14 protein-coding genes are annotated in these 14,263 nt (G+C 66.4%); 6 read left to right on the top strand and 8 right to left on the bottom strand.

The window, feature by feature from the left end; translation table 11 throughout:
• The first annotated feature begins 29 nt into the window (after nucleotides 1-29).
• From ispD to rlmB, 4 genes are read left to right on the top strand one after another with little or no spacing between them, the layout of a single operon-like run.
• Nucleotides 30-695: a 2-C-methyl-D-erythritol 4-phosphate cytidylyltransferase gene (gene ispD / locus VF34_RS10620; protein ID WP_032373656.1), complete on the top strand. Its 666-nt coding sequence runs from the start codon at nucleotides 30-32 to the stop codon at nucleotides 693-695.
• Nucleotides 692-1,156, top strand: coding sequence for a 2-C-methyl-D-erythritol 2,4-cyclodiphosphate synthase (gene ispF, locus VF34_RS10615; protein ID WP_027494342.1), 465 nt, complete (start codon nucleotides 692-694; stop codon nucleotides 1,154-1,156). Before ispD ends, ispF begins: the two co-directional genes overlap by 4 nt.
• Nucleotides 1,157-1,179: 23 nt before the next feature.
• Nucleotides 1,180-2,595, top strand: coding sequence for a cysteine--tRNA ligase (gene cysS / locus VF34_RS10610; RefSeq protein ID WP_032373695.1), 1,416 nt, complete (start codon nucleotides 1,180-1,182; stop codon nucleotides 2,593-2,595).
• Complete coding sequence (rlmB, locus tag VF34_RS10605) at nucleotides 2,595-3,578, top strand: 23S rRNA (guanosine(2251)-2'-O)-methyltransferase RlmB (RefSeq protein WP_032373657.1); 984 nt, start codon at nucleotides 2,595-2,597, stop codon at nucleotides 3,576-3,578. The genes cysS and rlmB overlap by 1 nt, the downstream gene beginning before the upstream one ends.
• Nucleotides 3,579-3,653: 75 nt before the next feature.
• Here the strand turns inward: rlmB and VF34_RS10600 are convergent, their stop codons facing one another.
• From VF34_RS10600 to VF34_RS10575, 6 genes are read right to left on the bottom strand one after another with little or no spacing between them, the layout of a single operon-like run.
• Nucleotides 3,654-4,508 carry a 5-oxoprolinase subunit C family protein gene (locus VF34_RS10600; RefSeq protein ID WP_032373658.1) on the bottom strand — a complete coding sequence of 285 codons (855 nt, stop codon included), beginning with the start codon at nucleotides 4,506-4,508 and terminating at the stop codon, nucleotides 3,654-3,656.
• Complete coding sequence (locus VF34_RS10595) at nucleotides 4,505-5,107, bottom strand: 5-oxoprolinase subunit B family protein (RefSeq protein WP_032373659.1); 603 nt, start codon at nucleotides 5,105-5,107, stop codon at nucleotides 4,505-4,507. Before VF34_RS10595 ends, VF34_RS10600 begins: the two co-directional genes overlap by 4 nt.
• Nucleotides 5,107-5,865 (bottom strand): LamB/YcsF family protein, encoded by a 759-nt coding sequence (locus VF34_RS10590; RefSeq protein WP_032373660.1) that lies wholly within the window; start codon nucleotides 5,863-5,865, stop codon nucleotides 5,107-5,109. The genes VF34_RS10595 and VF34_RS10590 overlap by 1 nt, the downstream gene beginning before the upstream one ends.
• A gap of 10 nt (nucleotides 5,866-5,875) precedes the next feature.
• The gene (locus VF34_RS10585; RefSeq protein ID WP_032373661.1) at nucleotides 5,876-6,754 is read right to left on the bottom strand and encodes a metal ABC transporter permease; all 879 of its coding nucleotides are present in this window, start codon (nucleotides 6,752-6,754) and stop codon (nucleotides 5,876-5,878) included.
• Nucleotides 6,751-7,584 carry a metal ABC transporter ATP-binding protein gene (locus VF34_RS10580; RefSeq protein ID WP_027494335.1) on the bottom strand — a complete coding sequence of 278 codons (834 nt, stop codon included), beginning with the start codon at nucleotides 7,582-7,584 and terminating at the stop codon, nucleotides 6,751-6,753. Before VF34_RS10580 ends, VF34_RS10585 begins: the two co-directional genes overlap by 4 nt.
• A 48-nt stretch (nucleotides 7,585-7,632) precedes the next feature.
• On the bottom strand, nucleotides 7,633-8,655 hold the full coding sequence (locus VF34_RS10575; RefSeq protein WP_032373662.1) for a metal ABC transporter solute-binding protein, Zn/Mn family: 1,023 nt from the start codon (nucleotides 8,653-8,655) through the stop codon (nucleotides 7,633-7,635).
• Between the two features lie 141 nt (nucleotides 8,656-8,796).
• Here VF34_RS10575 and VF34_RS10570 point away from each other — a divergent pair, with 141 nt between their 5' ends.
• On the top strand, nucleotides 8,797-9,903 hold the full coding sequence (locus tag VF34_RS10570) for a LacI family DNA-binding transcriptional regulator (RefSeq protein ID WP_032373663.1): 1,107 nt from the start codon (nucleotides 8,797-8,799) through the stop codon (nucleotides 9,901-9,903).
• A 212-nt stretch (nucleotides 9,904-10,115) separates the two neighbouring features.
• Here the strand turns inward: VF34_RS10570 and otsB are convergent, their stop codons facing one another.
• Both otsB and VF34_RS10560 read right to left on the bottom strand, forming a co-directional pair.
• Nucleotides 10,116-12,668 carry a trehalose-phosphatase gene (gene otsB, locus VF34_RS10565; RefSeq protein ID WP_045841403.1) on the bottom strand — a complete coding sequence of 851 codons (2,553 nt, stop codon included), beginning with the start codon at nucleotides 12,666-12,668 and terminating at the stop codon, nucleotides 10,116-10,118.
• Between the two features lie 59 nt (nucleotides 12,669-12,727).
• Entirely contained in the window at nucleotides 12,728-13,471 is a 744-nt protein-coding gene (locus VF34_RS10560; RefSeq protein WP_027494331.1) for a FadR/GntR family transcriptional regulator, read from the bottom strand.
• Nucleotides 13,472-13,551: 80 nt separating this feature from the next.
• On the opposite strand from VF34_RS10560, the gene VF34_RS10555 reads away from it, so the two are divergent.
• The gene (locus VF34_RS10555) at nucleotides 13,552-14,112 is read left to right on the top strand and encodes a gluconokinase (protein WP_032364969.1); all 561 of its coding nucleotides are present in this window, start codon (nucleotides 13,552-13,554) and stop codon (nucleotides 14,110-14,112) included.
• The last annotated feature ends 151 nt before the right edge of the window (nucleotides 14,113-14,263 follow it).

Below are 14,263 nucleotides of genomic sequence, written 5' to 3'. Positions count from 1 at the left end.
CAGCTTCGCAGAATGAGCAGCTTCGTAGCGTGAACGGTACCGCCGGCGACGTTGTCGCCCTGGTACCCGCAGCAGGTAAAGGCCTTCGGCTCGGACACGACGAGCCGAAGGCTTTCGTCTGTCTGGGTACCGACTCTCTTCTCACGCGGTCCGTGGACGGACTGCGTGCCTCGGGTGCCGTCGACCGCATCGTCGTCATCGTGCCCGTCGACTTGCTCGACGCGGCCCGCGGGCTCGTCGGCGACGACGTCATCGTCGTGGCAGGCGGCCGCGAACGCACCGATTCGGTGCGCGCCGGTCTCGCCGTCATCGGAGGCGCTTCCGTCGTGCTGGTCCACGACGCCGCTCGCGCTCTCACCCCGCCCGCGTTGATCGCCCGCGTCGTCGCCGAGGTCCGAGCGGGACGACCAGCGGTCATCCCGGTGCTGCCCGTCGTCGACACCGTCAAGGAAGTCGACCTCATGGGCGCAGTGGTCGGCACGCCCGATCGCGCGAGTCTGCGTGCGGTCCAGACCCCGCAGGGCTTCGACGCCGACGTCCTGCGTCGTGCCTATGCCGCAGCTACCGACATCTCGACCGACGATGCGGGACTGGTCGAGCGGATAGGCGAGACGGTGCACACCATCGTCGGCGACGCGCTCGCATTCAAGATCACCACTCCGCACGACCTACTACTGGCAGAGGCGCTCCTATGAGAGTCGGCATCGGTACCGACGTCCACCCCATCGCTCCCGGCCGACCCTGCTGGCTGGCCGGACTGCTCTTCGAGGACGCGGACGGTCTCGAGGGCCACTCCGACGGCGACGTCGCCGCCCACGCGCTGTGTGATGCCCTGCTGTCCGCTGCGGGCCTGGGCGATCTGGGGTCGGTCTTCGGCACCGGGCGTCCGGAGTGGGACGGGGTCAGTGGAGCCGCGATGCTGACCGAGGTACGACGATTGCTCGACGCCGACGGGTTTGCGGTCGGCAACGCTGCGGTGCAGATCATCGGTAATCGGCCCAAGATCGGACCGCGTCGCGTCGAGGCGCAGGACGTTCTCTCGGGTGTGCTCGGTGCCCCGGTGTCGGTGTCCGCGACCACCACCGATGGGCTCGGGCTGACCGGTCGCGGCGAAGGAATCGCGGCCGTCGCGACCGCACTTGTCATGACGAGGTAAAACCACCGGTAGCATTGCTGGTCGTGACCCTTCACCTACACGACACCGAGACGAGGGCCCTGCGGGAATTCACCCCCTTGGTCCCTGGCCATGTATCGGTGTACCTGTGTGGGGCAACGGTGCAGGGTGAGCCTCACATCGGCCACGTACGCAGCGGAGTGGCGTTCGACGTCCTGCGTCGCTGGCTGTCGGCACACGACTACGACGTCGCTTTCGTTCGCAACGTGACGGACATCGACGACAAGATCCTGAACAAGGCGCGCGACGCCGGTCGTCCGTGGTGGGAGTGGGCGGCAACGTACGAGCGTTCGTTCACCTGGGCCTACGACCGGCTCGGTGTGCTGCCGCCGTCCGCCGAGCCGCGTGCGACGGGCCACATCACTCAGATGGTCCAGATGATCGAGCGGCTGATCGAGCGTGGGCACGCGTATGCCGATTCGTGCGGAGACGTGTACTTCGACGTACAGAGTTTCCCGAGTTACGGCGCGTTGTCCGGTCACAAGCTCGACGACGTACACCAGGGCGAGAGCGTTGCCGAGGGCAAGCGCGATCCTCGCGACTTCACGCTGTGGAAGGGTGCCAAGCCCGGCGAGCCCTCGTGGCCGACGCCGTGGGGCCCAGGCCGTCCCGGCTGGCATCTCGAGTGCTCGGCGATGGCGGAGACCTACCTCGGTCCGGACTTCGACATCCACTGCGGCGGTCTCGATCTCGTGTTCCCGCATCACGAGAACGAGCGAGCCCAATCCATGGCTGCAGGTGACGGCTTCTCGCGCTACTGGTTGCACAACGGTTGGGTGACGATGGGCGGCGAGAAGATGTCCAAGTCTCTCGGCAACGTCCTCTCGGTACCCAACGTGCTCAAAAAGGTTCGGCCGCAAGAACTTCGGTTCTACCTCGGTGGCGCGCACTATCGCTCGATGCTGGAATACTCCGACACTGCGCTCGAGACCGCGGCGGTGACGTACCGGGGAATCGAAGGATTCGTCCGGCGAGCCGTCGAACGCGCCGGTGACGTGCCGATGGGCAAGTGGACCGCCGGATTCGCCGCCGCTCTCGATGACGATCTCGGAGTTCCCAAAGCGTTGGCCGAAATTCACGCCACCGTCACCCTCGGCAACACCGCCCTCGAGTCCGGTGACCTACCGGCAGCCGTGGAGCATGCGGGCAGCGTGCGGGCCATGCTCGACATCCTCGGTGTCGACCCCCTCGATCCGCACTGGTCGAGTGACAGTGGTTCGGACGCAGCAGCTCTCGGTGCACTCGGCGTTCTCGTCGAGGCCGAGCTGGAGCGTCGAGCAACGGCGAAGGCGACCAAGGACTGGGCCGTCGCCGACGAGATACGCGATCGACTGGCGCAGGCCGGAGTCGATGTGACAGATACACCCAATGGGCCCGAATGGTCGCTGGGTACGAGCAAGACCGACGAAGCAGGTTTGTGATGGCAGGCAATTCGAGTAGGCGCGGCGCAATCCGCAAGGACGGCACCAAGAAGGGGCAGGTCGCCGGATCCGGAGGCAAGCGTCGTAAGGGCCTCGAGGGCCGCGGCGCAACGCCCCCCGCCTCCGAGCGCACCAAGCATCCCGCAGCGCGTCGGGCCAAGCTCGCCGAGAAGTCCGCGCAGAACCGCGGCGGTACCACCGGAGGCCGCGCGGGTGGACGTCCGGCCGGACGCAAGGCCGAAGACGGTCCCGAGGTGGTACTCGGGCGCAACCCGGTCGTCGAGTGCCTGCGTGCAGGCGTGCCCGCCACCGCCCTGTGGGTTGCCGTCGGCACCGACAGTGACGATCGACTCAAGGAAGCCGTGCAGCGCGCAGGCGACGCACGGATCTCCATCCTCGAAGTTCCCCGCTCCGATCTGGACAAGCTCAGCGCCAACGGACTGCACCAGGGCCTCGCCCTGCAGGTGCCGCCGTACCGCTACGCGCACCCCGACGATCTGATCTCGAACGCGCGCACGCACCAGGAACCCGCACTGCTCGTGGCGCTCGACAACATCACCGACCCGCGCAACCTCGGTGCCGTCGTACGTTCGGTGGCCGCGTTCGGTGGCCACGGCGTCGTGATTCCGCAGCGTCGCAGCGCCAGCGTGTCGGCGGTGGCATGGCGTACCAGCGCCGGTGCCGCAGCCCGACTGCCCATTGCGCGGGCGGTCAATCTGACTCGCACACTGAAGGATTGGCAGTCCAAGGGCGTCACTGTCGTCGGCCTCGACGCAGGCGGCGACACCGACCTCGACACCTTCGACGGTAAGGGGCCGGTCGTCATCGTCGTCGGGTCCGAGGGCAAGGGCCTCTCGCGTCTGGTCAGCGAGACCTGCGACCACATCCTGTCGATCCCGATGGCCGGGCCGGTGGAATCGCTCAACGCCTCCGTCGCTGCCGGCGTCGTGCTGGCCGACATCGCGCGTCAGCGTCGAGGCTGAACCGCACAGCCCTGCTATCGCTCGAATGGGTGTGTGAGGTCGAGAAAACGGGTGTGAGGTCGTGTGCGGCCGGGATCAACCGATAGCGCGGAACCGTATCTGCGTTCCGGGGGTCAGCTGCGCAGCGGCGGACACATCGGCCGCAGTCACGACGGCGATAACCGGATAACCGCCCGTGACGGGATGGTCGGCGAGAAACAACACCGGCTGTCCCGACGGTGGCACCTGTAGCGCCCCGAGAACCATTCCCTCGCTGGGCAATTCGTCGTCGACCGCGCGGGTCAAGGGCTCCGCGCCGTCGAGCCTGATGCCGACGCGATCCGAATCCTGCGTGACCGTCCACGGCTGCTCCAGCAGAATGGATCGAGCATGCTCGGTGAACCAGTCCTCGCGTGGGCCGAACGTGATGTGCAGTGTCTGCTCGAGCGGGGTCGGTACTACGAAATCCGTTGCAGGCCAATGGTCTGTGGCGTCGCCGACCGGGAGCACCGTCCCGGGGGAGAGCCGAGCGGGCCCGAGGCCCGACATCGTGTCCGTCGATCTGCTGCCGAGAACCGACGGGACGTCGATGCCTCCCCGGACGGCGAGGTAGCTGCGCAGAGCCGATGAGGGCGGCGACAGAGTCAACTCCTGCCCGGCTCGGACCACGAGCGTCGAATGCAGTCCCTGCACGGTGCCGTCCACGCGGCAGATCACGTGCGCTCCGGTGACGGCCATGACGGCGTCGAACTCGGTTCGGACCTGCAGGCCACCGAACGTCACTTCCAGGGTGGCGGCACCGGAGTCGTTGCCCACCAGACGGTTTGCCGCATCGTGTGAACGAAGGTCCGCTGCACCGGATCGTCCGACGCCCACCGCCGCGTGGCCACGTCGTCCACGATCCTGGACGGTGCACAGCGGACCCGTCTGCAGGACGGTCAGGGCCTTCATGTCGACTCGAATCGGACGGTGGTGCCGGGGCTCAGCAGTGCGGGTGGATCGCGGTCGAGGTTCCACAATTGCGCGTCCGTGCGCCCGATGAGCTGCCATCCCCCGGGCGAGGACCGCGGGTAGATGCCGGAGAACTTACCGGCCAGACCCACTGCGCCTGCCGGGACGCTGGTGCGCGGTGAATCCCGCCGCGGCACGTGCAGTCGGGTGTCGGTGCCGACGAGGTAGCCGAAGCCGGGCGCGAAGCCGCCGAACGCGACTGTCCAGGTCTGTTCCGTATGCGCTGCAACCACTTCGGCGACGGACAGGCCCGTCAGGCGGGCGACGTCGTCGAGGTCTGCGCCGTCGTAGGAGACGGGAATCGTGACCGCCTCGGATGCGGCAGTGGGGTCGTCGGCAGCGGGTGTCAGCGCCGCGACCCACTCGAGTATCGGTGCCGGTGCCCCGTCGAAGATCACCAGGACGGTGCGGGCGGCAGGAACCAGATCGACGACCGCGTCCGGCCGTTGGCGGACCATGGAGCGGTGGTACGACATGGTCTCGGGCAGGTCGGAGAACTCGACCAGCAGCGCGTTCTCGCCTGCGGGGAGGAGGCGCATCAGACGAAGGGACTGATGTCGATATCGTTGACGCGCAACAGGTCCCGCACGGCATTCGCCATCGCCACCGCGCCGGGGGAGTCGCCGTGCAAGCAGATCGATTCGGCGCGGACTTCGACCGTCGTGCCGTCCACCGCTTCGACCGTACCGTCGGTGATCATCGTCGATACCCGCTGGGCGACCACCTCGGGATCGCCGAGCACGGCTCCGGGTTCCGTGCGCGAGACCAGTGTTCCCTGTGGGGTGTAGGCGCGATCGGCGAAAGCCTCTGCGACCGTGCGTAACCCGACGCGTTCGGCTTCTTCGAGGAATGCCGAACCGGGGAGCCCGAGAACCGGCAGACGCGGGTCGTAGGCGGCCACTGCCTCGGCGACCGCTTTCGCCTGCTCGCGATGATGCACGATCGCGTTGTACAGCGCCCCGTGTGGTTTGACGTACGCGACGGCCGAACCGGCCACTCGGGCAAGGCCGTCGAGTGCGCCGATCTGATAGACGACGTCGGCGGTGAGATCTGCGGGGGCGACGTCGAGAAAGCGTCGGCCGAATCCGGCGAGGTCGTGATAGCCGACCTGAGCCCCGATCCGCACGCCCGCGTTCGCAGCCGAGCGGCACGTGCGCAGCAGCGTGGTCGGATCACCGGCGTGAAAGCCGCACGCGACGTTGGCACTGGACACCACCGCGAGCATGGCGTCGTCGTCGCCCAGAGTCCACGCACCGTAGCTTTCGCCGAGATCGGCGTTGAGATCGATGGCCGTCACCCTGGACAGTCTAGGCGGCGACGAGCCGTCCGGAATTGGCCTTGCGAGTAGCTCCCACAGCTCGGCAGAGAAGATAGATGACGAACGAGATGGTCGTGACGAAGGTCGAGACCGGGAGGCCCGGGGCGAGCGAGAGCAAGATGCCACCGACAGCGGCGATCTCGGCGAACAGGATGGACAGCAGCGTCGCCTTGAGCGGGCTGGCCGTCACTCGCGCAGCCGCCGCGGCCGGGGTGATGAGCAGCGAGAGCACCAGCAGCGCACCGACGATCTGCACGCCCAGCGCACAGGCAACACCGACGAGTACGGCGAACACGACCGAGAGTGCACGGACGGGCACGCCGCGGGCCAGTGCCACCTCGGGGTCGGTGCTGGCGAACAGCAGTGGACGGTAGACCACGGTGAGCACGATCAGCACCAGAACGGCGCACACCAGTAGAAGCTGGATTCCGCTCTGTCCGACGCCGACGATCTGGCCGATGAGCAACGAGAAGCTGGTTCCGGTTCGGCCCGGGTACAGCCAGATGAACAGCACCGACAGGCCGAGGCCGAACGACATGATCACGCCGATGACCGAGTCGCGGTCGCGGGCCTTGTTGCCGAGCAGGGCGAACATCACCGCGGCGACGACGGATCCGACGATGGCACCGAGCCCGACGGTGATGCCGACGAGCAGCGCAGCGGATGCACCGGTGAGGGAGAGTTCACTCGATCCGTGTACCGCGAAGGCCCACTGCCTGCTGACGATGAGCGGTCCGAGCGCGCCGGCGAGCAATCCGAGAATGGCAGCGGCGATCAACGCCTGCTGAACGAAGTCGTAGCTCAGCAGATTCGCCGTGGTGTCGAAGTCGAGCATCTTCGAGAATGCGTCGAGAACCTTCTCGTTCATGCCTTGTCTTCTCCGTCGTGCGGTACGGGTGGGTGGTGGGCACCGGCCGAGCCGAGCGCATCGATCGAGTCGCCGGTTCCGACGACGACCAGCCGGCCGCGAACTTTCAGCACCTCGACCTCGGTGCCGTACAGCTCGGACAACACCTCGGTGGTCATGACGTCCTCGGGAGTCCCGATCCGGAACCGGCCGTCGACGATGTAGACGACGCGGTCGACGAGCGGAAGGATCGGGTTGATCTCGTGCGTCACGAACAGCACGGCTGTGTCGTGCTCCCGCCGTCGGCGATCGATGAGGCCCGAGACCAACGATTGGTTGGCGAGGTCGAGGCTGAGCAGGGGCTCGTCGCACAGCAGTACCGACGGATCGCCGACAAGTGCTTGGGCAATTCGCAGTCGCTGCTGTTCACCACCGGACATCGAGCCGACCGGTGCGCCGGCGAAGGAATTGGCGTCGACCTGATCGATGGCGCGCTGCACCGTCTCCTTGCGCTGCCGCATGCCGCGCAGTCCCATGCCCCATTTGTGGCCGTCCCAGCCCAGACCGACGAGATCGCGTCCGCGTAGCGGCAGATCGTCGTCGATGTTGCGTTGCTGGGGGACGTACCCCACGCCCGACTGGCCGCGGCGAACGGGACTGCCGCCGATCGACGCGGTGCCGGACGTGAGGTGGTTCTGACCGAGCAGCACCTTGAGCAACGACGTCTTACCCGACCCGTTGGGGCCGAGGACGGCGACGAACTCGCCCGCCGCGACGGACAGATCCAGGTTCTGCCAGAGTGTGCGGTCGCCGAAGGCCAGTCCGGCATCGCGCAGTTCTACAGCAGGCATGCGTTACAGCTTTCCATCAGCTGCCCACCGTTCGGGAGGCGGATCGGCTCACGGGTTGGTGCTGAGCGCGGCCTGCAGGTCCGTCGCGGCCTTGGTCTGCCACTCGATGAACGTCATCCCGGCGGGCAGAGTTTCGGTGACCTCGACGACGGGGATGCCGGCAGCCTCGCTGGTGGTGCGAATGTCCTGTGTGACAGCGTCTTCGGTCTGAGTGTTGTAGACCAGCGCGCGGACGGACTTGGACGTGAACAGATCCCGTGTCGAGGCGATCGATGCGGGCGACGGGTCGTTGCCCTCCTCGATGGCGTCCTTGAAGTCCTCGGGAGTGCGGTCGTCGAGATCGGACTCCTCGAGGAGGTAGTGCGCGATCGGTTCGGTCTGGGCCACCGGTGCGTTCGGGAACTGGGCGGCGATCCGGTCCGTCACGTCGGTGATGGCGTGGATCTGCTCATGGAACGTTTCGGCGTTGGCGGTGTACTGCGCGGCGTTGTCCGGGTCGAGCTGGCCGAGCTTGTCGGCGATCTCCTCGGCGGTGTGCGCTGCGACCTCGGCGTTGTACCAGACGTGTTCGTTGACCTCACCGTGCGAGTGGCCGTCTTCTGCCGCGGGCTCGGTTGCGGACTCTGTTGCTGCCTCGGACGTCGTCTCGGAGTCGTGATCGTGGTCCGCGTCGAGCAATGTGAAGGCATCGACGGACGGCACGTCCTTGCCCTCGGAACCGAGGATGTCCTCGATGAACTGGTCGTAGCCGCCGCCGTTGTAGACCACCAGCGACGCCTCGGCAACCGCGGCGGCGTCACCGGGGCTCGCCTCGTACGAATGCGGATCTGCCGAGGGGTCGGCGATGATCGATTTCACGGTGGCCAGGTTGCCCGCAACGGCCTCGGCCACGCTGCCCCACACGTTCGTGGACGCGACGATCGTGATCGGACCGTCGACGGGGTTGGCCGGAGCGGACTCGGTGCTCGTCGGCTCGTTCGAGCTGCATGCGGTCAGTGCCAGTGCGGCAGCGCAGGTCAGGCCGATGAGGGCCGAGCTCTTGACCCGAGACGGGCGGTGGAAGGACGACATCGATGTACTCCTGAAGGCAGGGCTTGACGCTAATGGAAACCGTTACCGTTGTACTCTAGCTCTCGAGCAGCCTCGGTATCGAATCGGACGAGTCCAACCTCGATTTTCTCTGCAGCGTGGTGTGGGACTAACGTCCCGGTTATGGCCAGGTCAAGCGAACCCCGACGTCAAGCGACGTTGGCGTCGATCGCAGCCGAGCTGAAGGTATCGCGAACCACCGTCTCGAACGCCTACAACCGACCCGATCAACTCTCGCCCGAACTGCGCGAACGCGTCCTCCAGGCAGCCAAGCGACGCGGTTACGCAGGCCCGGACCCGGTCGCGCGATCGCTGCGCACCCGCAAAGCCGGAGCCATCGGACTACTGCTCACCGAAGCCCTCAGCTACTCCTTCCGCGACCCCGCCGCCATGAGCTTCCTCGCCGGTCTCGCCGAATCCTGCGAGGCCGCAGGACAAGGACTGCTGCTCATTCCCGCCGGTGCCGAACGCGACGACGTGCAAGCTGCCGCTGTGGTCCAACAAGCAGGAGTCGACGGATTCGTCGTCTACTCCGTCGCCGACGACGACCCCTACCTGGCCGCAGTGCGCGAACGACACCTACCGATCGTCGTGTGCGACCAACCCCGCAACATCCCCGAGGCCGCCCTCGTCGCAATCGACGACCGCGTCGCCATGAAAATGCTCGCCGCACATCTGATCTCGCTGGGACACGAACATCTTGCAGTGCTGTGCATGCGGCTCGGACGCGACCGCCGCGATGGCGTCGTACCCCCCGGGCGGCTGGCCGACAGTCACTTCCACGTCCAACGTGAACGGATCGCCGGCGTCCAGGCCGCGATGATCGACGCCGGACTCGACCCCGACACCCTCACCGTCGTCGAACGATTCGACCACACCGTGCGCTCCGGCCACTCCGCCGCAGCCCAGGCACTACAGGCCAACCGCGAGACCACCGCACTGCTCTGCACCACCGACGTCATCGCCATCGGTGCACTCAACTTCGCCAGAGTCTCGGGAATCGATGTGCCGAGCCAACTCTCGGTCACCGGATTCGACGGCATCTCCGACGCCATTCGCGAGAACCTGACCACCGTGCGCCAGGACGCCGAGGAAAAAGGCCGCCGCGCAGGCAAACTGGTGCTCTCGTCCTCGCACTCGGGCATCGTCGCCGCCGAAACCCTCCCGACCGAACTCTTCCGCGGCCGCACCGCAGCACCGCCGCCGGATCAACCGCCCGCAATTGCCTGACCAGCTACCCTCGCGCGCTCACTCCAGATTTGCGCCCCATTTGGGATCAATGTGGGTTTCAGTCACTCAGAGTGCAACAAAGCCACATTCATTCAGTGTCGGCTGGAACCCCGTTCGGGATGAATGTGGGTTTCAGTCAGTCTGAGTGCAACAAAGGCGCATTGATCCCAACTGGGGAGGAGTGAACCGGGTGCGCGAGGCGGGGCGGGGGGTCATGCAGGCTGAGCGCTGAGCAATCTCGCGCAACGCAGCAGACCCAGGTGACTGTAGGCCTGGGGGTGGTTGCCGAGCGACCGTTCGGCGATCGGGTCGTATTCCTCACTGAGCAGTCCGGTCGGTCCGGCGGCGCTGACGAGTTGAGCGAACAGAGCCTCGGCCTCGGCGCGTTGGCCCACCAGCAGGTATGCCTCGACGAGCCACGCTGCGCACAGGTGGAATCCGCCTTCGCCGCCGGGCAGACCGTCGTCGTGGCGGTAGCGGTAGACCGTCGATCCACTGCGCAGTTCGGCTTCGGTTGCAGTGACGGTGGCTGCGAAACGCGGGTCCGACGGCTCGATCAGTCCGGACAGGCCGATGTACAGCGTCGCCGCGTCGAGGTCGGTGCCGTCGTATGCGGCGGTGAAGGACTGCACCTCGTCGTTCCAGCCGTTGGCGAGCACTTCTTCTCGGATGGTGTCACGAAGCTCGGACCAGCTCGATTCGGCTGTGCGACCAAATGTTTCGGCCAGACCGATGGCGCGGTCCACCGTCGTCCAGCCCATCACCTTCGAGTAGACGTGGTGGCGGGGATTGTCTCGGATTTCCCAGATGCCGTGATCGGGCTCGAACCAGCGTCGCTCGACGGCTTCGACCATCGCACGGACGAGGTCCCAGTCGTCGTCGGAGAGGCCGTTCTCGGACCCCGCGGCTTTGCGGGCGTGTGCGAGGGCGGACACCAATTCGACGATGGGGCCGAAGACGTCGAGCTGAACCTGTTGATTGGCAGCGTTTCCCACGCGGACCGGACGCGATCCGGCGTAGCCGGGCAGCTCGTCGATGACGGCCTCGGGCGGCAGGCCCAGGCCCCAGATGGTGTAGAGCGGGTGCAGGCGTTCGGGTCCCGACGCCGATTCGAGTACCCCGTGAATCCACGAGAGGTAGTTCTCGGCCTCGGCTGTCGATCCGACGTCGACCAATGCGGTCGCGGTCAATGCTGCGTCGCGCAGCCAGCAGTATCGGTAGTCCCAGTTGCGCACTCCACCGATGTCTTCGGGCAATGACGTGGTGGCGGCGGCCATGATCGAGCCGGACTCGGAGTGCACGAGCCCGCGCAGAGTCAGGGCGGACCGCTTCATCAGATCGCGCTTGAGCGGCGGCAGATTCAGGCCGTCGGCCCAGTCCTTCCAGTACGACTCCGATGCTCGACGCCGTTCGACCTCGGGCCACGGGTGCTCGCTCAGATCGTCTGTGCCGAGCCGCAATTCGAGAACGATCGGCCCGTTCGACGGTTCGACCTCGGCGTGGGCGGACTGCTGGGATCCGTCGGAGACGATGTTCCAGGTGACACCGGGGCTGCGCAGGACCATCGGGTCCGCGGTGCCGAGGATGCGCAGTCCGTCGACGTCGGGTTCCAGTGACGCCCAAGCCTTTCCAAACTCCGGACGCGGCGCGAACGTGACGATGGCCGGTGCCTTGCCGGTGATGACGCGGGTCAGCGCGGTCTGGCCCTGGCCGATGTCGTGCGGCAGGTAGTCGGTGACCTGCAGGCTGGCCCACTTGGTCTGCACGGTCATCGTGCCGTCCACGTACTGCTGGCTCAACGGAAGCGATGCGCGGACGGGTCCGATGCTGAAGTGTCCGGCCTGATCGCCGCCGAGGAGGTGCGCGAACACCGCTGCCGAATCGGGCTCGGGGTGACAGAGCCAGGTGACGTCGGCATCGGGAGTGAGCAGCGCGACGGCGTTGGGGCTGGCCAACATCGTCAGTCGTTCGATGCGCGGAGCGTCGGCTCCGGAGAGCCACTGCCGACGCTCCTCGAGCAGGAACGCCAAGGCCAGTGCCACGTGCTCGGTGCTGTCGATGCGGAACTCGGCGAGGGTGTCGCCCGGTCCGATCTTGACCCCGATGTCGGGGCCGTGCAGGTGGCCGAATGCCTTCTCGTCGGTGACGTCGTCGCCGAAAAAGACTGCAGCAGTGGAGGCTTCCTGATGCCTGAGGATATCGAGGGCGACGCCCTTGTCGGTGATGATGACGGCCAGTTCGATGACGGACTTGCCCTCGGTCACCTGGACGCCGTCGCGTGCGGCAGCACCGGAACGCACGGCGGCCAGGGCTTCTACGCCCGCAGCAGTCTCGGCGTTGCGCACGTGCAGTGCGACGCTGGCCGGCTTGGTTTCGATACTCACGCCCGGATGGGCGTCGGCGATGGCTTGGAGCTCGCCGGTGATGACGGTGAGGAGCTTCTTGGCGTCGTCGTCGATGGCGTTGACGAACCCGGCGTCGAACTCGCTGCCGTGGCTGCCCACGAGCTGCACCTCGGACGGCAATCGCGAGAGGATCGCGAGATCGCGAAGAGCGCGGCCGGAGATGACCGCAGCGTTGGTGCCGGCGAGGGAGGCGAGCCCGCGCATGGCGCTGACGGACTCGGGGTGCGGAAAGGCCTTCTGCGGGTCGGAGACGATCGGAGCCATGGTTCCGTCGTAATCGGACGCGACGAGCAAACGCGGAGTCCGAGCGACTCCGACGAGTGCGCGGCGAAGTTCGAGCGGCAATTCGAGAGCAGTCACGCGTCGAATCTAGGCGATGAACCTCGTCTCGGCGTACCTGGCTTCGTGCGCCCGGTGCATCACTGCTGGTCGGGAACCAGACCGGGCGACGGCGTCACACCGGAAGCAGCCGACATCGACCTCGCGGACTTGGTGACGATGGCCAACATCGCTCGTTGGGCGGCGTCGGCGTCACCGGACTGGATCGAGGACGCGACCACTCCGTGCAACCGAATGGCCTCGGGGTCTGCTTGCCGCGACATCAAGGCATGGCGGGTGCGTCCGGCGAGTACCTCGACGACGATGTCCGACATCGACCGCAACATGGGATTGCCCGACGCCTCCAGCAGCGTGCGGTGAAAGTTGCAGTCGTGTTCGAGGTAGGCCTCCGAGTCCGCGGACCGCGACGTCGACGACATTCCGATAACCGCCGCGGTCAGCGCCCCGCAGTGCTCGGGGGTGGCTCGGTGGGCAGCGAGTTTGGCCGCCAGAGGCTCGATACCCGAGCGCAGTTCGCTGAGCAGCAGAAGCTGCTCGGCGCGGGCAGGACCGGCCAGTTGCCAGCGGATGACCACCGGGTCGAGGGAGTTCCAGTTCTGCGAACCCAGGACCGTGATGCCGACGCGTCGCCGAACGGTGAGCAGGCCCAGTGACTCGAGAACACGAACGACCTCGCGTACCACGGTTCGCGATACGGCGAACCGCACGGCGACGTCGTCGGCAGAGATTCGGGTGCCACTCGGGATCGCGCCACTCACGATGTCGCGCCCGAGCTCGTCGAGCACCGAATCGTGGAGTTGGCGAAAATCATTGGTCTCGGTCATGTCCGATCGATCGTCCCACGGGTTGCCCGGTTTCTCGCGTCTGTCCGATCCCGATGCACCGGATGGAGCAGTATCTAGGCATGGCAGCAGAGAAGACAGGCAGAGCGCACCATCCGGTTCTCGTGGTGATGGGAGTGTCCGGATCGGGAAAATCCACGGTGGCGGGCATCCTCGCCGGAGCATTGAAGTGGGATCTGCAAGAGGGCGACGACCTGCACCCGGACGCCAACGTCGCGAAGATGGCGTCGGGTCAGCCCCTGACCGACGAGGACCGATGGCCGTGGCTCGACATCATCGCCGAGTGGATCACCGACCACACCAGCACGGGACGATCGGGAATCGTGACGTGCTCGGCACTGAAACGGTCGTATCGGGACGTACTGAGCGCAGGGGCCAGGGACGGGGCGCCGGTGATCTTCGTGCACCTGGCCGGAACCAAGGACCGAATCAGCGGACGTCTCAACGCACGGATGGACCACTTCATGCCGTCCTCGCTGCTCGACACCCAGATCTCGACACTGGAACCCCTCGGCGACGACGAGAACGCCATCGTCGTCGACATCGGCCCGCCGCCCACCAAAATCGCTGAACACGTCCTCGTCGAACTCGAAAAACGCGCAGGAATGTCCGAAAGCCACTGAGTGCTGCCTGCCTCTGCCCTCTTGCTTGCGACCCGGGTTCGGATCAATGCGGGATTCAGTCGGTCAGAGTGCGGTGCACAGCTCCCCGGAAGTTGGACTGAGTAATTCAGTTCCGACTACCGGGGAGTTTTGTATGCGTGCACGAAGTTCA

The sequence above is a fragment of the Rhodococcus sp. PML026 genome, from assembly GCF_000963615.1.
GTDB lineage: Bacteria > Actinomycetota > Actinomycetes > Mycobacteriales > Mycobacteriaceae > Rhodococcoides > Rhodococcoides fascians.
This window is presented reverse-complemented; position numbering and strand designations above follow the sequence as displayed.